The sequence below is a fragment of the Streptomyces sp. NPDC034049 genome (assembly GCF_055575575.1).
This window is the reverse complement of sequence record NZ_JBVISJ010000005.1, coordinates 527,591-549,142: the sequence shown is the minus strand read 5'-3', so window position 1 is coordinate 549,142 and position 21,552 is coordinate 527,591. Positions and strand designations below refer to the sequence as shown.

Below are 21,552 nucleotides of genomic sequence, written 5' to 3'. Positions count from 1 at the left end.
GTTTCGGGCAGGTCGGAGGGGATGTCAGTGGTGGGGTGCACGATGGGGGGATGGTGAGGGCGAGGTCGGTGGTGAAGGCGGCGCGGCGGCCGGAGGTGCGGTTGCCGGTGCTGGAGGAGTACGCGGGCGGGGGGCTGGAGCCCGACGGGGACTACGACGGGCTGGAGTTCCGGGACGAGGACTTCGGCGGGCAGGACGGCAGGGGCGCCCGGTTCATGGACTGCGCGCTGACGGGGTGCGCGCTGGACGAGACGCGGTTGCAGCGGGCCCGGGTGCTCGACTGCGTCCTCACGGGGATACGGGGCGTGGGGACGGATCTGGCCGAGGCGACGTTGCGGGATGTCGAGCTGGTGGAGGCGCGGCTCGGTGGGGTGCAGTTGCACGGGGCCGTGCTGGAGCGGGTGCTCGTGCGCGGGGGGAAGATCGACTTCCTCAATCTGCGCGAGGCGCGGCTCAGGGATGTCGTGTTCGAGGACTGTGTGTTGGTCGAGCCGGATTTCGGGGGTGCGCGGCTGGAGAGGGTCGCGTTTGTGGGGTGTGCGTTGCGGGGGGCGGATCTGAGTGGGGTGAGTCTGGTGGATGTGGATCTGCGGGGGGCCGCGTCGGTGGAGATCGCTCGGGGGGTGGGGCGGTTGTCGGGGGCGGTGATCAGTGCGGCGCAGTTGGTGGAGTTGGCGCCCGTGTTGGCGGGGGAGATGGGGATTCGGGTGGAGGGGTGAGGTGCGCCCGGGAGGGGTTCGCCCCCGCCGCCCCTACCCGTCCCATCCTCAAGAGGCTGCGCCCCTTCGACCCCCACACGTCCGTCCGGTGGGAACTGCGCGAGAAGCCCCACTCACCCGCGGACGAACACGGCGACCCCTTACGGCACCCTTGGGAAGCGGGCCTGGAGGCTCCAGATCGCTGGGTTTTCTGAGAGGGGCTCGTGCAGGTCGCAGAGGTCGGCGATCACGTCGTGCAGGAAGTCGCGGGCCTCACGGCGGAGCTCGGCGTGAGAGAACGTCAGCGGTGGTTCCTCGGCCGGCATCCAGTCCGACTCGACGTCCACCCACCCGAAGCGGCGCTGGAAGAGCATGCGGTCGGTGGACTCGGTGAAATCCAGCTCCGCGTACTGGGGGCGGGAGGCACGCGAGCCGGCCGGGTCCCGGTCGAGCTGTTCCACGATGTCGCACAGCGCCCACGCGAAGTCCAGCACCGGCACCCATCCCCAGGCTGTGGACAGTTCCCGGTCCGCCTTGGTGTCGGCGAGGTACACGTCACCGCAGAAAAGGTCGTGCCGCAGCGCGTACACGTCCGCGCGCCGGTAGTCCGTCTGCGGCGGATCGGGGAAGCGGTTGGAGAGGGCGTAGCCGATGTCGAGCACGTAGGCGATGGTGTCATGTCCTCGTAGGATCGCCGTCGTGTCCCGATCCGCACGGGTTGTCCCGGCCGCCCTCCTCGCCGTCGCGCTGGCCCTCACGCTCACGTCGTGCACCGACGGCGGCGGCGAGGCCGAGAGGGCCAAGGGCTCCGCCGGCCTCCGCGACCCGTACTTCGCCGGCCTCGGCAACGGCGGGTACGACGTCACCCACTACGCCCTCACCCTCGGCTACGACCCCGATGCGCGGGTCCGCCTGCGTGCCACCGCCGTCGTCACCGCGCGGGCGACGCGGGACCTCGGCTCCTTCAACCTCGATCTCCGGGGCATGGACGTCGACTCGGTCGCCGTCGACGGCGTCGCGGCGCGGTGGAAGCGGGCGGGGCAGGAGCTGACCGTCACCCCCGAGCAGGGGCTCGACGACGGCGAGACGTTCCGGACGACCGTGCGCTACTCGGGCACCCCCGTGACCATCACCGACCCCGACGGCTCCCGCGAGGGCTGGCTGCCGACCGCTGACGGCGTCCTCGCGCTGGGCGAACCCACCGGCTCGACGGCCTGGTTCCCCGGCAACCACCACCCCTCCGACAAGGCGGCGTACGACCTCGCGGTCACCGTCCCCGAAGGGCTGATGGCCGTCTCCAACGGGGAGTTGGCCGGCGAGTCCACCCGCGACGGCCGTACGACCTTCTCCTGGCACACCGCCGAACCCATGGCGAGCTATGTGGCCACGCTCGCGATCGGCGAGTTCGAGATCCGCCGCTCGACGGTCGGCGGCCGCCGTCGGCTTCCCGTGTACGTCGCGGTCGACCCCTCCCAGGCCGAGGAGAGCCGGGCCGTGCTGGGGCGGATCCCCGAGGTCGTCCGGTGGGCGGAGGGGAACTTCGGCCCGTACCCCTTCTCCTCCACCGGCGCGATCGTCGACCGCCCGGAGGACGCCGAGTACGCCCTGGAGACCCAGAACCGCCCCGTCTTCCCCGGCGCCCCCGACCTCTCGCTCCTCGTCCACGAACTGGCCCACCAGTGGTACGGCGACTCCGTCACCCCGAAGAGCTGGCGGGACATGTGGCTCAACGAGGGGTTCGCCACGTACGCCGAGTGGCTGTGGGAGGAGGACCACGGCGGCGACAGTGCCCAGGAGAGCTTCGACGCGCTGTACGAGGGCGACTACTTCGAGGACGCCGCCGACGGCGAGGCCGTCTGGGACTTCCCGCCCGCGAAGCCGCCGAGCGCCGCCCGTATCTCCGACAGCCCGGTGTACGAACGCGCTGCCATGGTCCTGCACAAGGTGCGTCGGGCCGTCGGCGACGACGCCTTCTTCGAGCTGATCCAGGGCTGGGCGACCGCACACCGCCACGGCAACGCCGACACGGCCGACTTCACGGACTACGCCGAGGAGTTCGCGGCGACTGCGGCTCCGGACGCGGACCTGACCCCGATCTGGGAGGACTGGCTGTACGGGGACGGGAAGCCGCCGAAGGCCTGAAACGAGCGAGGTGTTCACGGAGTGGGTGCGCCACCCGGGGCGTCGGGCGGCTCGGACTCCGCCAGCAGCCGGCCCAGATGCGGCGGCCAGACCGGCTCCGCCGTCGGGTCGGTGAGGTCGGCGGGGGTCCACCAGCGCCAGGTCAGGATGCCCTCATGGGCGCGTGAGGCGGCGAGGAGGCCGCCCACCGGTTCGCGGCGCGGGCCCCGCGCCACGTAGACGGTCTCGTGCTGGCGTACGGGGATGTCGTAGCGGGTGAAGTCGTGCTCCCAGGTGCACAGCAGCGCGCCCGGCTCCAGGTCCGTCCAGCCCGTTTCCTCCCGCAACTCCCGCGCGGCGGCCTCGCGCGGGGTCTCCCCCTCGTCCAGACCGCCGCCCGGCAGTGCCCAGTGCACGCCCACCTCGGCGTTGTGGTACTGGAAGAGGAGGACGGCGCCCTCCGGATCGAGTACGGCGATCCTCGCGGCCCGGCGCGGTGTGCGCAGCGACTTGCGCAACACCGTGCAGGGGCGGCCCAGTTGGCGGTCCCGGCGCCGTTCGACGACCTCGTACCCGAGGGCGGTCCAGAAGGACAGGGCGCCGGGGTTGTTGTCGAGCGCCGCGAGCCGCACGGCGGCCCGCCCCGCCTTCCGGAACCGCTCCTCGACGAGGGTGGCCAACTGGCGCCCGTACCCCCGGCGTTGGGCAGTGGCGTCGACGAGCAGCAGACCGATCCACGGGTCCGGGTCGGCCGGATCGGGATGCCGTGCGAGGGTGATGGCGATCCCGACGAGCCGACGTCCTCGCGCCCGCCCCCGTGCCTGTCCCCCGTCCTCCTCCCCTTCCCCCTCCTCGTCCTCGCTCTCGCGGGCGAGCAGGATCTCCACGTCCGGGTCGGCCAGCTCCACGCCCAGTGCCGCGGCCACCTGTTCGGGGCGGATGTCGTTCGCGTCCGGGAAGTCACCGCTCAGGGTGTAGAAGTCGCGGTTGGAGGCGTGCAGGGCGGTGAGTTCGGCGAGGAGGGGGCCGGGGACGGTTCCGTCCTCGGCCGTGCGGAGGGGTTCGAGCAGCAGCATGCCCCGCACGGTAGCGATCAGGGCCCGACACCGGGATCTACAGTCTTCATCCGGGCGTGACGAGTGTGCGGAAGCGCGGGGGAGCGGGCGTGAGCGCGAGGAGGCGTGTGGAAGAGCGGGTGCGGGTGCACAAGGTGCGGCTGGGCGGTGACGAGTTCCGAGTGATCCGGGCGGAACCGTCGGCGGCCCGGCTGGCGTTGCGGGACGACCACCACTGGCTGTCGATGTACGTCGACCGGGCCGGCGCGGAACGGCTCGTGGCCCTGTGGTCGCTGGCCGCCCGGTCCGCCCGGTCGCTGATCCATCTGCCGATCCGGGCCGCCTCCGCGCCCGAGGGCGTCGCCGGCGCCGCCGGTGACGGTGAACCCGTCGCGCTGGACCTGGTGCTGCTCCACCACAGCCTGCGGTTCCCGACGGCCAGCTGGAAGCCCGTGCGGGCACGGCTCGACACCGGCAGGCCCCAGACGACGGCGACTCCGGACCGGGACTTCCCCGACGCGGACGCCATCGACCACGAGCGGCGCGCCTACCGGTCGTACCGCGACCACCTCGCCTTCGACATCGCGGCGCACACGCTGTTCGTCGTGGGCAGCCCCACCGCGTTCCGTGAGCACGGCACGGCGCTGCGCGGCCTCGTCGACCAGGCGCCGTCGTTCTCGTACCGCCGACCGCACGCGGGGCACTTCTGTGTCGAGCTGGACCCCGGGCCGTGGTCCCGGATACGGAACCGGCGGCGCCGTCCCGCGACGCTGCACATCCAGTACGCCGCGGACTGGCGCGTGTGACTCCGGTGCTCCGCCGGCCGCCGGGACGGTCGCCGGTACGGCCGAAGGCCCCGCCGGGTGTGGCGGGGCCTTCGGTGAGGTGCCGTGAGCTGCCGTGACGGGCCGTGGGACGAGGCGTCGGCCCCCGGCCGGGCGGCGCCTGGAACTCAGACGCTGACGCCGAAGTCCTGGGCGATGCCGACGAGACCCGAGGCGTAGCCCTGGCCGACCGCGCGGAACTTCCACTCGGCGCCGTTGCGGTAGAGCTCGCCGAAGACCATGGCGGTCTCGGTGGCGGCGTCCTCGGAGAGGTCGTAGCGGGCGATCTCGGCGCCGCCGGCCTGGTTGACGATGCGGATGTACGCGTTGCGGACCTGGCCGAAGTTCTGCGAGCGGTTCTCCGCGTCGTAGATGGAGACCGGGAAGACGATCTTGTCGACGTCGGCGGGGAGGCCCGCCAGGTTGACGTTGATCGCCTCGTCGTCGCCCGCGCCCTCGCCCGTGCGGTTGTCGCCGGTGTGGACGATGGTCTGGTCCGGGGTCTGCTTGTTGTTGAAGAAGACGAAGTGACCGTCCGAGTAGACCTTGCCCTGCGGGTTGACCGCGATCGCGGAGGCGTCGAGGTCGAAGTCCGTGCCGGTGGTGGTGCGGACGTCCCAGCCGAGGCCCACGGTGACGGCCGTCAGGCCCGGAGCCTCCTTGGTGAGCGAGACGTTGCCACCCTTGGACAGGCTTACAGCCATGGTTGGGAGTCCTTCCCTCGTTGCGTACGTGCCTTACGGGCTTCGTGCCGGGGACGAAGCTACCTGTACCCCTATGAACGTCGGGAGGGGCGCCAGAGGTTCCAGCGGTTTTTACTTTCTTTACCCACCGGGAAAAGGGCGTGACGCGGACCGGACATCCGCGCGACCATGGGGGCATGTCCGGTCCTTACGTCATCCGTGGCTCCGTCTCGCTTCCCGAGGCCGAGCTCATGTGGCGTTTCTCCCGGTCCTCCGGTCCCGGCGGACAGCACGTCAACACCAGTGACTCGCAGGTCGAGCTGCGGTTCGACCTCGCGAACACCGAGGCGCTGCCCGAGGTGTGGAAGGCGCGGGCGCTGGAGCGGCTCGCGTCGCGGCTCGTCGACGGGGTGGTCAGCGTCCGCTCCTCCGAGCACCGTTCGCAGTGGCGCAACCGGGAGACTGCCGCCGTACGGCTGGCCGCGCTGCTCGCGGAGGCGACCGCGCCGCCGCCGAAGCCGCGGCGGGCGACCCGTATCCCGAGGGGGATCAACGAACGGCGGCTGCGGGAGAAGAAGCAGCGCTCCGACACCAAGCGGGGGCGGTCCGGGCGGGACTGGGGCTGAGGTCTCGGGCTGAAGCCACGGGCATCCTCCCCGCGGGAAGGGCTCGCCTACGGGGACAGCTGCCGGTAGAGGCCCCGGAAGTAGGTGAGGGGGCCCGTGTCCGGGCCCGGGGTCGTGGCGGTCAGGACTCTGCCGATGACCAGGGTGTGGTCGCCCGCGGTCACGCGCTGTTCGGTGCGGCATTCCAGGGTGGCCAGGGCGCCGTCGATCAGGAGGGCACCGCTGGTCGTGCCCCGGGTGTGGGGGACCGAGTCGAAGAGAAGGCGGTCGCTCACGCGGTTTCGCATGGCGAAGCGGGCGGCGACGGTGCGCTGCTGGTCGGAGAGGACGGAGACCGCCCACAGCGGCTGCTCGGCGAGGAGGTCGTCCATGCGGGAGCCCTCGCGCAGGCTCACCATGACGAGGGGCGGGTCGAGGGACACGGACATGAAGGAGGTGGCCGTCATGCCGACGTCCTCGCCGCGCGGCCCGTCCGGATCCAGCGCGGCCTCGTGCGCGGTCACCAGGACCACACCCGCCGCCAGTCGGGACATCGCGGCACGGAACTCGTCTTCGCTCACCCTCTCAGCATGCCCGGCGGGCAGGGGGCCGGGAGCGGCCGGGGTGCGCTGGGCCAGGGGCGCGTTTGCGAGAGGAACCGTCTTGGACACGTCGGCACGCTAGCCCGCGGCAAGCGGTCCCCATATCGGCCCGGGGCCCGAACCGCCCCGGGACCTGCGACCTAGGGCCGCCGTCCGAGCCGTACGCTCAGGCTCGCTCACACTGCCTACACAGAGTTCTGAATCCTGTTCAGGAAGCGCACGAGGGAAACGCATAAACTCCACTCAATTGCTCATCTTCCGCTGTGACTTGAGTCACAGGAGCCATATTTTGTTGACCCTGTGTACCGAGTGGGCTTCGCGCTGTGATTCAGTGGCGGGGAAGCTGGAACCTGTAAGCGGGAACTGTAAGCGGTTGTAAGCCCGCGAGTTAAGTAGGTTGCGCAGGTTACCTGGAGCCTGGAGCTGCCACGAGATCTCGGGGGGAGGGCGAATGGAGACCGAGTCGGAGCCCTACGTCCGTCTGACGACGCTGCGGCAGCTGCACCAGGTGATGGCGGACATGAACACCGCACGCAGCCTGGCCGACACGCTACAGACCGTCGCCGACGGCGTGGTCAACGGCCTGGGCTACGAACTGGCCTGCGTGAACCTGGTCCGCCCCGACGGCGACCTGGTCGTCGCCGCCCTCTCCGGGAACAGCGCGGCCGAGGCCCTGATCACCGGCCGCGTCGGCTCCCGCGCCTCCTGGGACCGCCGGCTGAGCATGGGCGAGGCATGGGGCGACCTGCGGTTCATACCGCACACCGAGGGCTGGGTGCTCGACGAGGACGACGTGCCCCAGTGGTACACCGACGGCCCCGCGCCCCGCTTCGAGGACGAGTGGCACCCCTCCGACCGCCTCTTCGCGCCGATGTACACCCCGGGCGCCGGCGGCGCCTCCTGCGGCGAGCTGCTCGGCGTCGTCTCCGTGGACCGGCCGCGAAACGGTCGCCGACCGGGCGCGTGGGGACGCGAAGCGCTCCAGATGTACGCCTTCCAGGCCGCCATCGCGATCAGCAACGCTCGGCTGCGCGCCAACATGCAGCGTGCACTGGTCAGGCTCGAAAGGGAGCAGCAGGCGCTGCGTGCCAGCGAGGAATCCTTCCGGCAGGCCTTCGAGTACGCCCCGAGCGGTATGGCCATCGCGGAGATGGGCGGCGACCAGCACGGCCGCATCCTGCGGACCAACGACGCCCTGTGCCGGCTGCTGGGGCGCCCCGCCTCCGCCATGCGGCGGTACGCCTTCTCCGACCTCGTCCACCCCGAGGACATAGGCACGCTCCTGCGGACCTCCGCCGAGGGCGGGCGCGCCGAGCTGCGGCTCGGGCGCCGCGACGGGACGTACGTGTGGGTCTCGCTGCGCAACAGCGTGGTCGCGGACGCCGCCGACGGGCCCCGCTTCCTGCTCACCCACGTCGAGGACATCGAGGAGCGCAAGCGGCGTGAGCTCCAGCTCGCACACCGCGCCTCGCACGACGCCCTCACGGGCCTGCCGAACTCGGCCGAGCTGCGCTCGCGCCTGTCCGCCCGCATCTGTCAGCGCCCCCAGTCCCTGCCGGCCGGCGCGGCGGCCGACTCGATGAACGCGGCCTTCGGACAGTTCGGCGAGCAGGGCGACGGGGGCGAGCACGGGGAGTTCGGCGCCGAGCACGCGGCCCGGCTGCCGCACCCGTCCTTCGACGCGTACGAGGCCGCCGGGCGCAGCGGGCACGCCTTCGACTTCCACGCGTCCGGCGCGCCGTACGACGCCTTCGACCACCATGTGCACACCGTCGCGCCCGAGGACGAGCGGGACGACGGGACCAAGGGGCTCGCGGTGCTCTTCTGCGACCTCGACGGGTTCAAGTCGATCAACGACCGGTTCGGGCACAACGCGGGCGACGCCGTCCTCATCGAGGTGGCCCGGCGGCTCAGCCGGGGCGTGCGCGACGGCGACACCGTGGCCCGGCTCGGCGGTGACGAGTTCGTCGTCCTCGCCGACGGACTCGGCCGCGCGGACGCCCAGGACCTCGCCGTACGCCTGCGCAACGAGATCATCCAGCCGATTCGCGTCGACGGTCGCGCGATGCGCGTCGGGGCCAGTTTCGGCATCGGATGGGCCCACTGCGGAATGACGGCGGACGAGGTGTTGAAATCAGCTGACGAGCGGATGTACGTCGAGAAACGATCTCGTCCCAGACAGCACAGGCGAGCCGGATAGCGCCCTGTGTGACAGCGGAGACACCGGGGCGGAAGCCCAGGTCAGCGGCGTGCGGCGGCTGAAAAGCGCCTGGTCGGCGAGGTGCCGGTCCGCCGATGAGGTCCGAGTCACCCGTTTGGGTCACTGCGAGCGGGTAGGCTCGCTCTCCTGCACCCCTACGCACCAACCCGCCACCCGTACCGCATGTACCGCACCGCTGAGGAGACCTAGGGATGACGCCCGGCAACAACGGCGCGAGCACGCCCGAGGACGACGACCCGTTCGGCTACCTCTACGCCGACGGGCAGGCCCGAGGAGCCCAGCCGCCCACCGCGAGCTACGGCTACCCGAACGCGGTCAACCGGGTGCGACCGGTCGGCGAGCGGCAGTACGGGCAGCAGACCCAGCAGGCTCCGCAGGCCGCGACCGCGCAGTACGGGCAGGTCCCGCAGCAGGCGTACGGCCAGCCGCAGGGCGCACCGGGCCAGCCGAACGCGCACTACCAGGCCCCCGAGAGCTTCTCCGGCGGCGCCCAGACGACGCGTCAGCAGGCCTACAACAGCGGCGGGGGCGGTGGCCGGGGCCGTGGCCCCAACACCAAGGGCCTCCTCATCGGCGCGATCGCCGTGGTGGCCGCCGTGGTGATCGGCATCAGCGTCGCCATGCTCGGCGGCGACGACTCCGACAACGCCTCGGGCAACGACACCGGTGCCTCCGCCGGCCCCAACACCCAGGAGAGCGCCGACCCCAGCCCGACGCCCAGCAAGTCCAAGGACGCGGAGACCGCCGAACTCCCCAAGGCCGAGGCCAAGACCCTCCTCCTCGGCGGTAACGCGGCCATCGCCTCCGACGTCCCCGGCGCGAAGTCGGAGGGCGGGTTCTATGTGGGGAACTTCAACTCGGTGGGGTCGTCCATCACCTGGAAGATGGAGGACGTCCCGACGGGCGGCAAGTACACGCTCTACGTCCTCTACGGAGTCCCGGGCAAGAAGGCCGACGCGACCCTCACGGTCAACGGCACCGCCCAGACCCGCCCGCTCAACCTGGACAACTTCGCCAAGGGCCCCGAGGGCGACTACGAGAAGGGCTGGACGAACACCTACGCGTCCATCCAGCTCAACAAGGGCAGCAACGAGGTCAAGATCTCCTGCGAGGACGGCAACTCCTGCGACGTCAACTTCGACCAGCTGTACCTGGAAAAGGGCTGGAAGAGCTGAGGCCCGCTCGCCGGAGCCGATGCCTCACGCCGCCGTGACCTCCCCCGTCACCGTCACCTGTCCCACCAGTTCCTCGTACGTCTGACGGTCGAACTCGCCCGCCACCGGGGCCCGTACGGTCGCCGCCGACAGGGCGACCGCGCGGGCCAGGCGGTCGGGCCAGGGGAGGCGGTCGACCAGACCCGACAGCAGGCCCGCCACCGCCGAGTCGCCCGCCCCGGTCGGGTTGCCCCGCAGCCGGCGTGGCGGGGTGGCGCGCCACTGGCCCTCGGGGGTGTGGGCGAGGAGACCGTCCGGGCCGAGGGAGGCGACGACCGCCTGTGCGCCCCGGCGGCGGGCGTCCCGGGTCGCGCGGGACGGCTCGTGGGAGCCGGTGAGTTCGGCCAGTTCGTCGGCGTTCGGCTTCACCAGGTCGGGGCGGGCCGCCACTCCGCGACGCAGCGGCTCGCCGCCGGTGTCCAGCAGGACCGGCACGGACAGCGTGCGGGCCGTACGGACCAGACCGGCGTACGCCCCCACCGGAACCCCCGGCGGCAGACTGCCGCACAGGGCCACCACCGAGGCGGAGCGCAGCAGATCGACGTACGCCTCCTGGAAGGCGGACCACTCGGCGGGGGTGATGAGCGGGCCCGGTTCGTTGAGCTGAGTCGTGTCACCGCTCGCGTCGGCCACGGCGATCGTCCGGCGCGTCGCACCTTCCACCGGCAGCAGCGCGTCCACCACACCCGGGGTGTGCGTGAGCCGGTCCTGCACGGCCCGGCCGGTCGCGCCGCCGACGAAACCGGTGACCGTCACCTCGTGGCCGAGCGCCGCCAGCACCCGGGCCACGTTCAGGCCCTTGCCGCCGGGCCGCTCGGTCACATCGGTCACCCGGTGCGTGGCGTGGGGCCTGAGGTCCCGTACGCGGTAGGTGATGTCGAGAGCGGTGTTCAGTGTGACCGTGAGGATCACCTGGGCCTACCCCCTCGTGCTCGTGAGCTGCCTGCCGAGTAACAGAGTGCGCTCGTCCGGACGCGATTGCGGAGGCTCGATCATGCCAAAAGAGCGGCGGTCGGCCCAGCCCCCCGGGACAACCGCCGCACTCTTCGCACTCCGTCAACAACCGGGCTGATCAGCCCAGTTGGGGATCGACCACCCACTCGCCCTTGCGCAGTACGCCCTTGACGTCGAAGTCCGCGTCGAGGAGGACGAGGTCGGCGTCCTTGCCGGGCTCCAGGGAGCCGACGCGGTCGTAGAGGCCGAGGAGTTTCGCCGGGTTGGCGGACAGGGCGGCGACGGCGTCCTCGACGGGGATGCGGTCGACGGTGACGGACCGTTTGAGGGCGCGGTCCTGGGTGAGGGTCGAGCCCGCGATCGAGCCGCCCTCCACCAGGCGGGCCACACCGTCCACGACCTCGACCGCCAGCGGGCCGAGCGCGTAGCGGCCGTCGCCGAAGCCGGCGGCGTCCATCGCGTCGGTGATGAACGCGACCCGGTCGGCGCCCGCGTGACGGAACGCCAGCTGGAGGGAGGCGGGGTGGAGATGGGTGCCGTCGTTGATCAGCTCGACGGTGATCCGCTCGTCCTCCAGGAGCACGGCGATCGGGCCGGGCTCGCGGTGGCCGAGGGGTGGCATCGCGTTGAAGAGGTGGGTGGCGACGGTCGCGCCCGCGTCGATGGCCTGAACCGTCTGCTCGTACGTCGCGTCCGTGTGGCCGATCGCCGCGATGACGCCGTGTTCGGCGAGGAGGCGTACGGAGTCGAGGCCGCCGGGGAGTTCGGTGGCGAGGGTGACCATCGCGGCCCGGCCGCGCGCCGCGTCGATCAGCTTGCGGACCTCCGCCGGGTCGGGGTCGCGGAGCAGTTCCTCCGAGTGTGCGCCCTTGCGGCAGGGGGAGATGAAGGGGCCCTCGAAGTGGATGCCGGCGATGTCGCCCTGTTCGGCGAGTTCGGAGAGGAGGCCGGCGCGATGGGCGAGGCCGTCCATGTCGCCGGTGACCGTGGAGGCGACGAGGGTGGTGGTGCCGTGGAGGCGGTGGGTGCGGATGCCGGTCAGTACGTCGTCGACGGTGCCGGAGGTGAAGGAGGCTCCGCCGCCGCCGTGGTTGTGCAGGTCGACGAAGCCGGGGACCACCCAGTGGCCGCGGACGTCGATGGTGTGGGCGTTCTCGGGGGAGTGGGCGGCGATCTTGGTGCCGTCGATGGTGAGACGGGCGTTCTGCACGGCGCCGGTGGGGAGGACGACGGTGGCGCCATCCAGGACGTAGGGGTGCGCCGGGTTCGGCGGCTGCGGGTGGGTGGGGGCTGGTCGCGCAGTTCCCCGCGCCCCTTTCAGGGCGCTGTCGGACCCGGAGTCGGATAGTGCGGGGGCCATCAGGCGGATACCTCCGAAGGGTCCGTGGGGGGCTTGGCTTTGGTGATGAGGTCCCAGGCCATCAGGCCGGCGCCCAGGCTGCCTGCTGTGTCGCCCAGGGCCGCCGGGACGATCGTGGGGACCTTCTGGAAGGTCACGCGGTGTTCCACGGCGGCGCGCAGCGGGGCGAACAGGGTGTCGCCGGCCTCCGCGAGGCCGCCGCCGATGATGAGGGTGCGGGGGTCGAGCAGGGTGAGCGCGGTGACCAGGCCGTCGGCGAGGGCGTCGACGGCGTGCTGCCAGACGGCGCTCGCGCGCGGGTCGCCCGACTCGACGGCCTTGGCGCAGTCCGCCGCGTCGGCCTCGGGGTCCCCGCAGGCCTCGGCCCAGGCCTGGCTGACGGCCGCCGCCGAGGCGTACCGCTCCAGACAGCCGTGCTGGCCGCAGGGGCACGGGATGCCCCCGGGGCGTACGACGATGTGGCCGATCTCGCCCGCGAAGCCGTGGGCGCCCGCCTCCACCCGGCCGTCGACGCCGATCGCGCCGGCGATCCCGGTGCCGAGCGCCACGAAGAGATAGCGGTCCGCGCCCCGGCCCGCGCCGACGCGTCCCTCCGCGAGCCCTCCGGTGCGCACGTCGTGGCCGAGGGCGACCGGGACGCCGCCGAGGCGTTCGGCGAGGAGCGCGCGCAGCGGGACGTCGCGCCAGCCGAGGTTGGCGGCGTAGACGGCGGTGCCCCGCTCGGCGTCGACGATGCCGGGCACGGCGACGCCGACGGCGACCGCGGGTTCGCCGAAGTGCCGTTCGCCGTAGGCGCGCAGCTCGGCGGCGAAGTCGAGGATCGACGCGACGACGGCCTCCGGCCCGCGCTCGCGGCCGGTCGCCAGGCGCGCCTGGTGCAGCAGGACCGGGGCGCCGGGGGGTGTGTCCCCGGAGGGCGTGGTGCCGGCCCCGACCAGTGCGGCCTTCATCCCGGTGCCGCCCACATCGAGGGCGATGACATGTCTCACGGAGGACAGTGTGGCCCTTTGACCCATGAGAGGTCTAGTCCACTCGCATGGTCTAGACCTCTAGAGGAGAGTGGTGTAGACCTTATGGAGAGTTCGAGAAGTCGAGTGATCAACGGCCTTGGGTGCCGAGCCGGTGACTCAGGCTGGTCCACGCGGGGCAAGTGCGATGTGTTTGGGGCAGTACGAGTGCGACAGCGGCAGAGGCGGACGAAGACCGGCGTCAGGAACAGCGGAACCGCGGCACTGGCCGCGCTGGGACTGATGGCGACGCTTGCGGGCTGTGGTGCCTCGGCGGCCGACGGCCCCGGCGTCACCCTGAAGCTGGTCGCCGCCGACTACGGCGACTCCAAGGCCAACAGCTCCCGCAAGTACTGGGACGCGGTCGTGAAGGCGTACGAGAAGAAGACGCCGGGCGTCACGGTCGATGTCACCGTCCACTCCTGGAACGACGTCGACCGCAAGGTCAGGGAGATGGTCGCCGCCGGCGACGCGCCCGACCTGGCGCAGGCGGGCACCTATGCGGACTATGCCGCCGCCGACCGGCTCTACGAGGTGGACGACCTGCTCTCCATCCCCGTCCAGGCCGGTTTCCTGCCCCAGCTCGCCGACGCGGGCAAGGTGCGGCGGGTGGCCTACGGGATGCCGTTCGCCGCGTCCACCCGCGTCCTCTTCTACAACAAGAAGCTCTTCGCCGAGGCGGGCCTCGACGGCGCCCCGCGCAGCTGGAGCGAGCTGGCGGCCGACGCCGCGGCCCTCGACGACGCCGGGGTCGAGACCCCGTACGCGCTGCCGCTCGGGCCCGAGGAGGCCCAGGCCGAGACCATGCAGTGGCTGCTCAGCGGCGGGGCGGGATACGTCGACGACGTCGGCACCTACCGGCTCGACTCCGAGGAGAACGTCCGGACCTTCACCTGGCTCAAGGACGAGCTGGTCGACAAGGGGCTCACCGGGCCGACCGCGCCGGCGGAGCTCGACCGGGCCGACGCGTTCGCGGCGTTCGCGCGGGGGGAGGTGGGCATGCTCAACGGGCATCCCAGCCTGATGCGGATGGCCGCGGACGAGGGGGTCGACTACGGGACGGCGGTCATGCCGGGGTACGACGGGCGCAAGCACGCGACGATGGGGGTCGCCGACTGGATGATGGCCTTCAAGCAGAACGGCCACGGGGAGGAGATCGGTGACTTCCTCGACTTCGTGTACAGCGACGAGAACGTGCTCGACTTCTCGCGGGAGTACGACCTGCTGCCGGTGACCGCGTCCGCGTCCGAGGAGATGGCGGCGGACCCGGACGACGCGGACCTCGGCCCGTTCCTCGCGGCGCTGCCCGACGCGGTGTTGCCGCCGGTGGGCAAGACGTCGTGGGCGGATGTCAGCGCGGCGGTCAAGAAGCGGATCGGGCGGGCGGTGCGGGTGGGGGTGGAGCCGGGGGTTGTGCTGGAGGAGTTGCAGCGGACGGCGACGGTGGCGGATCGGGAGGGGGCGGGCGCGTAGTAGCTCGAGGGTGCGGGGTGCGTTGGCGGGTGCGGCCCGGTGGGGCTTCTCGCGCAGTTCCCCGCCCCCTGGAAGACCAGGCCCCTGCGGGCCTGAAAAGCCTGGGGCGCAGCCCCGGCCTTTCAGGGGCGCGGGGAACTGCGCGAGCAACCACGAACCACCCGCAGTCGCCCTCGCTCCCGTACCCCCGAGCTGCTGGGCGCCCTGTCACACCCTTCCGTTACCGTCGTCGCATGGACGCGCTAGAGCCTCGTGAACAGGCCATCCTCGCTGTGGAGCGGCAGGGGTGGGAGGGGCCGGGGGCCAAGGAGCGGGCCATACGGGAGCGGCTCGGGATCGCGCCCGTGCGCTACTACCAGCTGCTCAACGCCCTGCTCGACGACCCACGCGCCCTCGCCCACGACCCGGTCACCGTCAACCGGCTGCGAAGGGTCAGAGAGGCCCGCCGGGAGGAGAGATGACGGATAGGGTCGACGCCATGGGCAGCCACAAGGACGCAGAGAACCCCCAGGCCACCTTGCCGACACCCGTCACCCCCGCCGGGCGGGCCGCGCTGGAGGCGATCCTCGAACGACCCGGCCGTACGGTGATCGCCCTCGACTTCGACGGCACCCTCGCCCCCATCGTCCCCGACCCCGAACAGGCCCGCGCCCACCCCGACGCGGTCGCCGCCCTCGCCGCACTCGCCCCCAAGGTCGCCTCCGTCGCCGTGGTGACCGGCCGCCCCGCGAGCGTCGCCGTCCGCCACGGCGGCTTCGCCGGCGTCCCCGGCCTGGAGCACCTCGTGGTCCTCGGCCACTACGGCGCCGAACGCTGGGACGCCGCCACCGGCACCGTCAGCGCCCCCGCCCCGCACCCCGGTGTCGCCGCGGTCCGCGCGGAGCTGCCCGGTGTGCTGGACGGCGTCGGCGCCCGGCAGGGCACCTGGATCGAGGAGAAGGGCCGCGCGGTCGCCGTCCACACCCGTCGCGCCACCGACCCCCAGGCTGCCTTCGAGGCCCTGCGCGCCCCGCTGGCCGACCTCGCCCACCGCCATGGCCTCATCGTCGAACCCGGCCGCCTCGTCCTCGAACTCCGCCCCCCGGGCATGGACAAGGGCGTCGCCCTGCGCGATCACCTCACGCGGACCGCCGCCGAGTCCGTCCTCTACGCCGGCGACGACCTCGGCGACCTCCCCGCCTTCGCCGCCATCGAGAAACTCCGCACCGAGGGCACCCCGGGCCTGCTGGTGTGCAGCGGCAGCGCGGAGGTCACGGAACTGTCGGAGAGGGCGGACCTGGTGGTCGACGGCCCGGCAGGGGTCGTCCACCTGCTGGCGACAATCGCCGAGCACGTATAGGCGGGGGGCGCCCCAGCTCTTTCAGGGGCGAGGGCTACCGGGCGCCCTCCAACGCCTCCAACTGGTCCAGGAACCACCGCGTGGGCGGCAACGCCGTGGCTGCCCCCGCGAGCCGCTTCGTCCGCTCCGCCCGCTCCGCCGCCGGCAGGGACAACGCCTCGTGCAGGGCGGCCGCCGTACCCACCACGTCGTACGGGTTCACCACGAACGAGTCGTCCCGCAGCTCCTCGTACGCCCCGGCCTCCCGCGACAGCACGAGCGCGCACCCCTCGTCGGAGACGACCGGCACCTCCTTGGCGACGAGGTTCATGCCGTCGCGGATGGGGTTCACCAGGGCCACGTCGGCGAGCCGGTACGCCGCCAGCGAGCGGGCGAAGTCGTCCTTGAGGTGGAGGACGACCGGGGTCCAGTCCGGCGTCCCGTACCGCTCGTTGATGTCGTCCGCGACCCGCTGGACCTCGGTCATGTAGTCCCGGTACACCGCCAGGTCCTGCCGCGACGGGTAGGCGAGGGCGATGTGCACGACGCGCTCGCGCCAGGCCGGCCGGTCGTCGAGGAGTGCCCGGAAGGCGTGCAGGCCGCGCACGATGTTCTTGGAGAGTTCCGTGCGGTCGACGCGGACGATCGCCCGGCGCGGGGTCCCGTCGGGGGCCGTACCGATCTGCTCCCGCAGCGCGACCATGCGGTCGTCGACGTCCGCCTGGTGGGCGCGGGCCCGCAGGAAGTCCGCGTCGGCGCCCAGGCCGTGCACGCCGATGCGGGTGCCGGACGTGGCGTCGGGGCCGAGGACGGCGCGGGCGCACTCGGCGAACGCGTCGGCCCACCGCCGGGTGAGGAACGCGGCCCGGTCGGCGCCGAGGATGCCGTCGAGCACCTGCGCGGCGATGTCGTCGGGCAGCAGCCGGAAGTAGTCGACGGGCGCCCACGGGGTGTGGGAGAAGTGGCCGATCCGCAGGTCGGGGCGGAGTTCGCGGAGCATCCGGGGGACCAGGGTCAGGTGGTAGTCCTGGACGAGCACGGCCGCGCCGTCCGCCGCCTCCTGCGCGAGCGCCTCGGCGAAGGCACGGTTGTACGTCTCGTACGACGCCCACTGGCGCCGGAACTCCGCGTCGAAGGACGGCTCCAGCGGGGTCTGGTAGAGCATGTGGTTCACGAACCACAGCGTGGAGTTGGCCACGCCGTTGTACGCGTCGTGGTGCACGTCGGCGGGGATGTCGAGCATGCGGACGCCGGGCTCGCCGACACCGCGGCGCACGGCCTCGCGGTCGCCGTCGCCGAGGGCGGAGCACACCCAGACGGCGCCCGCCTCCGAGTCGATCGCGGAGAGCCCCGAGACGAGGCCGCCGCCGCCGCGCTTCGCTGTGAGGGCGCCGGATTCGTCCTCGGTGTACGAGATGGGGCCGCGGTTGGAGGCGACGAGGATCCGCGCGCTGTGCGTCGATGCCATACGGCACAACCTAGCCAAGGGCTCCGCCGGTCAAACGTGGGGTGCGGCCGTATACAGGAGCGCCGCATGGGGGTGGGGTGCCTGTTGTGTGGCGGGTGCGGGTGAGCGGGGGCTGGTCGCGCAGTTCCCCGCGCCCCTGAAAAGCAGGGGCTGCGCCCCGTGCTTTTCAGGCCCGCACGGCCGTGGTCTTCCAGGCCCGCAGGGGCCTGGTTCTTCAGGGGCGCGGGGAACTGCGCGAGAAGCCCCACCGGGCCCGCGGTCGCCACACAACAGGCGCCCCCACTCCCTCACGCGGCCTTTCGCTCCACGTACTCCCCTATCTGCGCCATCGGGGGCCGTTCCTCCAGGTCCACCGAGTACGTGCGCGGCTCAAAACCCTCCCGCCCCCGTTCGAACTGCGTCAGCACCGGGCGGATCAGATGCCCCCGCGCCAGCCGCAGCTGAGCCGTGCGGTAGATCGCCGCGGACATGCGCCCCAGCGCCGCCCCGTCCTGGTGGCGGTGTTTGCGGACCCCCACGTCGACCTGGGCGAGCGCGTCGAGGCCGACCAGGTGCAGCGCGTCGACCAGCATGCCCAGCTCGACGCCGTACCCCACGGGGAACGGCAGCCGCTCCAGGAGCGAGCGCCGGGCCGCGTACTCGCCGCCGAGCGGCTGGACGAAGCCGGCCAGCTGCGGCCAGTGCATGTTGAGCAGCGGCCGGGCCATGAGTTCCGTCACACGGCCCCCCTGCCCGGCGGCGGAGCCCAGGGGGCGGTCGTACATCGCCTTGACGAGGTCGACACCGGGGTCGGTGAGCAGCGGGCCGACGATCCCGGAGACGAAGTCCGACGAGAACTCCTTGAGGTCCGCGTCGATGAAGCAGACGATGTCGCCGGACGTCACCATCAGCGACCGCCACAGCACCTCACCCTTGCCGGGCACGGCCGGGATGCGGGGCAGGATGGCGTCGCGGTGCACGACCGTCGCCCCGGCCGCCGCCGCGACCTGGGACGTCCGGTCGGTGGAGCCGGAGTCGACGACCACGATCTCGTCCACGAGCGGCACCTGCCGCATCAGGTCGTGGCGGATGATCGCGACGATGTCGCCGACCGTCTCCTCTTCGTTCAGCGCGGGCAGGACGACGCTGACCGTCTGTCCCGAGGCCCGTTTCGCGGCCATGATCCGGTGGAGCGGTCGGTCGGCCATGGACCAGGAGCGGGTGTTCAGCCAGCGCTCGACTTCCTTCAGCACAGTGCGCGGCTCCTCTGCGTTCATCTCGCGGTTCGGACGGCTCTCTCAACTGTCCTGGCCTTCGGTTACAGTCTTGGACAACGCTGGTGACCATCGCATGTCGCTGCTCGTCGGCGTATACAACCAAATACCGCTCATCCAGAGGGGCAGAGGGATACGGCCCGATGAAGCCCCGGCAACCCTCCAGCCGGTCTCGTAGTGATCACTGTCGATCGCCCGCGAGGCTCCCGGCTAGGGAAGGTGCCAAATCCGTCTCACGGCGAAGTGCGTCGTGAGGAAGATGAGGAGAAAGGGCCTCGCCTCCATGGCTGCGCAGACTGTTGCAAGCACCACCGACTCCACCTCCACAGTAGACCTCGGGCCCGCCTCGGCCCTGAGCTGTCGGGAGTGCGGTCACCGCGTACCCCTCGGGCCGGTCTTCGCCTGCGAGGAGTGTTTCGGGCCCCTGGAGATCGCGTACGACTACTCCGCCTACGACACGGACGAGCTGCGCAAGCGGATCGAGTCCGGTCCCGCGAACATCTGGCGGTACGCGCCCCTGCTGCCCGTCCCGGCGGACGTGGCCACCAAGCCCAACATCAACCCGGGCTGGACCCAGCTGGTGAAGGCCGACAACCTGGCCGCCGCGCTTGGTGTCGACGCCGGCAAGCTCTTCGTCAAGGACGACTCCGGCAACCCGACGCACTCCTTCAAGGACCGCGTCGTCGCCCAGGCCCTGGAGGCGGCCCGCGCCTTCGGCTTCACCACCCTCTCCTGCTCCTCCACGGGCAACCTGGCCGGTGCCGTCGGCGCCGCCGCCGCCCGCGCCGGCTTCCGGTCCTGTGTGTTCATCCCGCACGACCTGGAGCAGGGCAAGGTCGTCATGGCCGCGGTCTACGGCGGCGAGCTCGTCGGCATCGAGGGCAACTACGACGACGTGAACCGCTTCTGCTCCGAGCTGATCGGCGACCCGGCCGGCGAGGGCTGGGGCTTCGTGAACGTCAACCTCCGGCCGTACTACGCCGAGGGCTCGAAGACGCTCGCGTACGAGATCTGCGAGCAGCTCGGCTGGCGGCTCCCCGACCAGCTGGTCGTGCCGATCGCCTCCGGGTCGCAGCTCACGAAGATCGACAAGGGACTCCAGGAGCTGATCAAGCTCGGGCTCGTCGAGGACAAGCCGTACAAGATCTTCGGTGCGCAGGCCGAGGGGTGCTCGCCGGTGTCGGTGGCCTTCAAGGCCGGGCACGACGTGGTGCGCCCGCAGAAGCCGAACACCATCGCCAAGTCGCTCGCGATCGGCAACCCGGCGGACGGGCCGTACGTGCTGGACATCGCGCGGCGGACCGGCGGTGCCGTGGAGGACGTGACGGACGAGCAGATCGTCGACGCGATCAAGCTGCTGGCGCGGACCGAGGGGATCTTCGCGGAGACCGCCGGTGGGGTGACCGTGGGCGTGACGAAGAAGCTGATCGAGGACGGCGTTCTCGACCCGACGCTGACCACGGTCGTACTCAACACCGGTGACGGCCTGAAGACGCTGGACGCGGTGGCCGGGACCGGCCTGACCGCGACCATCCGGCCCAGCCTTGATTCGTTCCGTGAGGCTGGTCTCGCGTAGGCAGGACCCCGTCAGCAAGTCGTTCGGCTGCGGGTGAGCGGGGGCTGGTCGCGCAGTTCCCCGCGCCCCTTAGGTTCTCTGCACTCCCCGGAGGTTTCCCATCATGTCCGTCAACGTCCGCATTCCGACCATCCTTCGCACCTACACCGGTGGGCAGGCCGAGGTCGCCGCCGAAGGGGCCACCCTCGCCGAGGTGATCGCCGACCTGGAGAAGAACCACAACGGGATCGCCGCCCGGGTTCTCGACGATCAGGGCAAGCTGCGGCGGTTCGTGAATGTGTACGTGAATGACGACGATGTCCGGTTCGAGCAGGGCCTGGAGACGGCGACTCCGGACGGTGCGGGTGTGTCGATCATTCCCGCCGTCGCCGGTGGCTGACCGACGCTCCGTACCCATCGGTAGTAACCGTCGGTAACTTCGATTACCGAGAGTTCATCGAATTGCCCCCACCGTGAGAGAAGCGGAGGGGGCAATTCTCTATGGTTGAGCACTGTAGAGTTGGGGAACCCGGCCCGATCGACGTAGTGAATCCTTGCCGGGCGCATATGTGATCGCGCCGCACGCCCTATATGAAGTAGCCAAAGTGTGCAGGCCATTTGTGTATTTCGTTCCTTTTGTGGGGCCCGACTTGCCCTGAATTCGGGTGAATTGTTCGTACATTCCCGACCGGTCGTGTCCAGAATTCTCGTCCGATTGACCTGTTGCAGAGGGCAGTTGGACAGATACATTCGGCCGCGGTCGACGCGTTCCGGCGCACACCCCCAACCGTTGGGGGGTGAGGTCTGACCCGGATCCGCGAAGTGTGGATCTGTGCAAGGGCCAGTAATAGGGGAGTTAGGCATGGCTCAGGGCACCGTCAAGTGGTTCAACGCGGAGAAGGGGTACGGCTTCATCGCGGTCGACGGTGGTGCGGATGTTTTCGTCCACTACAGCGCGATCCAGATGGACGGTTACCGCACCCTGGAAGAGGGCCAGCGGGTCGAGTTCGAGATCTCGCAGGGTCAGAAGGGGCCCCAGGCGGACATGGTCCGACTGGCGGCCGGCTGAAGTAACGCGCCGGGTTCAACGCAGCGACGTTCTTCGTTCTTCATAGGAGGGCTCGCACCCCGCACCGGGGTG

General features: G+C 71.3%; 21 protein-coding genes and 1 riboswitch. Of the genes, 12 read left to right on the top strand and 9 right to left on the bottom strand.

Annotated features, from left to right (window positions below):
• Positions 1–50: 50 nt before the first annotated feature.
• Positions 51–719 carry a pentapeptide repeat-containing protein gene (locus ACZ52C_RS18620; RefSeq protein WP_469075722.1) on the top strand — a complete coding sequence of 223 codons (669 nt, stop codon included), beginning with the start codon at positions 51–53 and terminating at the stop codon, positions 717–719.
• A gap of 140 nt (positions 720–859) precedes the next feature.
• Here the strand turns inward: ACZ52C_RS18620 and ACZ52C_RS18615 are convergent, their stop codons facing one another.
• The gene (locus ACZ52C_RS18615; protein WP_469075721.1) at positions 860–1,360 is read right to left on the bottom strand and encodes a hypothetical protein; all 501 of its coding nucleotides are present in this window, start codon (positions 1,358–1,360) and stop codon (positions 860–862) included.
• A 7-nt stretch (positions 1,361–1,367) separates the two neighbouring features.
• Here ACZ52C_RS18615 and ACZ52C_RS18610 point away from each other — a divergent pair, with 7 nt between their 5' ends.
• Positions 1,368–2,840 (top strand): M1 family metallopeptidase, encoded by a 1,473-nt coding sequence (locus ACZ52C_RS18610; RefSeq protein WP_469075720.1) that lies wholly within the window; start codon positions 1,368–1,370, stop codon positions 2,838–2,840.
• A 14-nt stretch (positions 2,841–2,854) separates the two neighbouring features.
• Here ACZ52C_RS18610 and ACZ52C_RS18605 read toward each other — a convergent pair whose 3' ends face one another.
• A complete protein-coding gene (locus tag ACZ52C_RS18605) occupies positions 2,855–3,892 on the bottom strand; it encodes a bifunctional GNAT family N-acetyltransferase/NUDIX hydrolase (protein WP_469075779.1) in 1,038 nt (345 codons plus the stop codon).
• A 92-nt stretch (positions 3,893–3,984) separates the two neighbouring features.
• Here ACZ52C_RS18605 and ACZ52C_RS18600 point away from each other — a divergent pair, with 92 nt between their 5' ends.
• The gene (locus ACZ52C_RS18600) at positions 3,985–4,680 is read left to right on the top strand and encodes a hypothetical protein (protein ID WP_469075719.1); all 696 of its coding nucleotides are present in this window, start codon (positions 3,985–3,987) and stop codon (positions 4,678–4,680) included.
• A gap of 146 nt (positions 4,681–4,826) precedes the next feature.
• On the opposite strand, the gene ACZ52C_RS18595 is transcribed toward ACZ52C_RS18600, so the two are convergent.
• On the bottom strand, positions 4,827–5,402 hold the full coding sequence (locus ACZ52C_RS18595; protein WP_086762889.1) for a TerD family protein: 576 nt from the start codon (positions 5,400–5,402) through the stop codon (positions 4,827–4,829).
• Between the two features lie 176 nt (positions 5,403–5,578).
• Here ACZ52C_RS18595 and arfB point away from each other — a divergent pair, with 176 nt between their 5' ends.
• Positions 5,579–6,007 carry an alternative ribosome rescue aminoacyl-tRNA hydrolase ArfB gene (gene arfB, locus ACZ52C_RS18590; protein WP_215456366.1) on the top strand — a complete coding sequence of 143 codons (429 nt, stop codon included), beginning with the start codon at positions 5,579–5,581 and terminating at the stop codon, positions 6,005–6,007.
• Positions 6,008–6,054: 47 nt separating this feature from the next.
• Here the strand turns inward: arfB and ACZ52C_RS18585 are convergent, their stop codons facing one another.
• The gene (locus tag ACZ52C_RS18585; RefSeq protein WP_469075718.1) at positions 6,055–6,567 is read right to left on the bottom strand and encodes a flavin reductase family protein; all 513 of its coding nucleotides are present in this window, start codon (positions 6,565–6,567) and stop codon (positions 6,055–6,057) included.
• A gap of 472 nt (positions 6,568–7,039) precedes the next feature.
• On the opposite strand from ACZ52C_RS18585, the gene cdgB reads away from it, so the two are divergent.
• Complete coding sequence (gene cdgB / locus ACZ52C_RS18580) at positions 7,040–8,788, top strand: diguanylate cyclase CdgB (protein WP_469075717.1); 1,749 nt, start codon at positions 7,040–7,042, stop codon at positions 8,786–8,788.
• A 212-nt stretch (positions 8,789–9,000) separates the two neighbouring features.
• Complete coding sequence (locus ACZ52C_RS18575; RefSeq protein ID WP_469075716.1) at positions 9,001–9,984, top strand: carbohydrate-binding protein; 984 nt, start codon at positions 9,001–9,003, stop codon at positions 9,982–9,984.
• A gap of 24 nt (positions 9,985–10,008) precedes the next feature.
• Here ACZ52C_RS18575 and ACZ52C_RS18570 read toward each other — a convergent pair whose 3' ends face one another.
• The 3 genes from ACZ52C_RS18570 to ACZ52C_RS18560 form a co-directional block, all read right to left on the bottom strand.
• Positions 10,009–10,935, bottom strand: coding sequence for a 1-phosphofructokinase (locus ACZ52C_RS18570; RefSeq protein ID WP_086802375.1), 927 nt, complete (start codon positions 10,933–10,935; stop codon positions 10,009–10,011).
• A gap of 160 nt (positions 10,936–11,095) precedes the next feature.
• Entirely contained in the window at positions 11,096–12,337 is a 1,242-nt protein-coding gene (nagA, locus tag ACZ52C_RS18565) for an N-acetylglucosamine-6-phosphate deacetylase (RefSeq protein ID WP_469075715.1), read from the bottom strand.
• A complete protein-coding gene (locus tag ACZ52C_RS18560; RefSeq protein ID WP_469075714.1) occupies positions 12,337–13,353 on the bottom strand; it encodes an ROK family protein in 1,017 nt (338 codons plus the stop codon). The genes nagA and ACZ52C_RS18560 overlap by 1 nt, the downstream gene beginning before the upstream one ends.
• Positions 13,354–13,587: 234 nt before the next feature.
• Here ACZ52C_RS18560 and ACZ52C_RS18555 point away from each other — a divergent pair, with 234 nt between their 5' ends.
• The 3 genes from ACZ52C_RS18555 to otsB all read left to right on the top strand — a co-directional run bounded on the left by ACZ52C_RS18555 (position 13,588) and on the right by otsB (position 16,156).
• Positions 13,588–14,817: an ABC transporter substrate-binding protein gene (locus ACZ52C_RS18555; RefSeq protein WP_469075713.1), complete on the top strand. Its 1,230-nt coding sequence runs from the start codon at positions 13,588–13,590 to the stop codon at positions 14,815–14,817.
• Positions 14,818–15,050: 233 nt separating this feature from the next.
• The gene (locus ACZ52C_RS18550; protein ID WP_060886971.1) at positions 15,051–15,278 is read left to right on the top strand and encodes a DUF3263 domain-containing protein; all 228 of its coding nucleotides are present in this window, start codon (positions 15,051–15,053) and stop codon (positions 15,276–15,278) included.
• A 17-nt stretch (positions 15,279–15,295) separates the two neighbouring features.
• On the top strand, positions 15,296–16,156 hold the full coding sequence (gene otsB / locus ACZ52C_RS18545) for a trehalose-phosphatase (RefSeq protein ID WP_469075778.1): 861 nt from the start codon (positions 15,296–15,298) through the stop codon (positions 16,154–16,156).
• A 34-nt stretch (positions 16,157–16,190) separates the two neighbouring features.
• On the opposite strand, the gene ACZ52C_RS18540 is transcribed toward otsB, so the two are convergent.
• Both ACZ52C_RS18540 and ACZ52C_RS18535 read right to left on the bottom strand, forming a co-directional pair.
• Positions 16,191–17,603, bottom strand: coding sequence for an alpha,alpha-trehalose-phosphate synthase (UDP-forming) (locus tag ACZ52C_RS18540; RefSeq protein ID WP_469075712.1), 1,413 nt, complete (start codon positions 17,601–17,603; stop codon positions 16,191–16,193).
• Between the two features lie 287 nt (positions 17,604–17,890).
• The gene (locus ACZ52C_RS18535) at positions 17,891–18,835 is read right to left on the bottom strand and encodes a glucosyl-3-phosphoglycerate synthase (RefSeq protein WP_469075711.1); all 945 of its coding nucleotides are present in this window, start codon (positions 18,833–18,835) and stop codon (positions 17,891–17,893) included.
• Positions 18,836–18,966: 131 nt separating this feature from the next.
• Positions 18,967–19,122, top strand: a riboswitch (SAM riboswitch).
• 17 nt (positions 19,123–19,139) lie between these two features.
• Here ACZ52C_RS18535 and thrC point away from each other — a divergent pair.
• The 3 genes from thrC (at position 19,140) to ACZ52C_RS18520 (ending at position 21,480) form a co-directional block, all read left to right on the top strand.
• On the top strand, positions 19,140–20,432 hold the full coding sequence (thrC, locus tag ACZ52C_RS18530; protein ID WP_469075710.1) for a threonine synthase: 1,293 nt from the start codon (positions 19,140–19,142) through the stop codon (positions 20,430–20,432).
• A 103-nt stretch (positions 20,433–20,535) separates the two neighbouring features.
• Positions 20,536–20,811 carry a MoaD/ThiS family protein gene (locus ACZ52C_RS18525; protein ID WP_469075709.1) on the top strand — a complete coding sequence of 92 codons (276 nt, stop codon included), beginning with the start codon at positions 20,536–20,538 and terminating at the stop codon, positions 20,809–20,811.
• A gap of 462 nt (positions 20,812–21,273) precedes the next feature.
• Positions 21,274–21,480: a cold-shock protein gene (locus tag ACZ52C_RS18520; protein ID WP_005486335.1), complete on the top strand. Its 207-nt coding sequence runs from the start codon at positions 21,274–21,276 to the stop codon at positions 21,478–21,480.
• Positions 21,481–21,552: the final 72 nt, after the last annotated feature.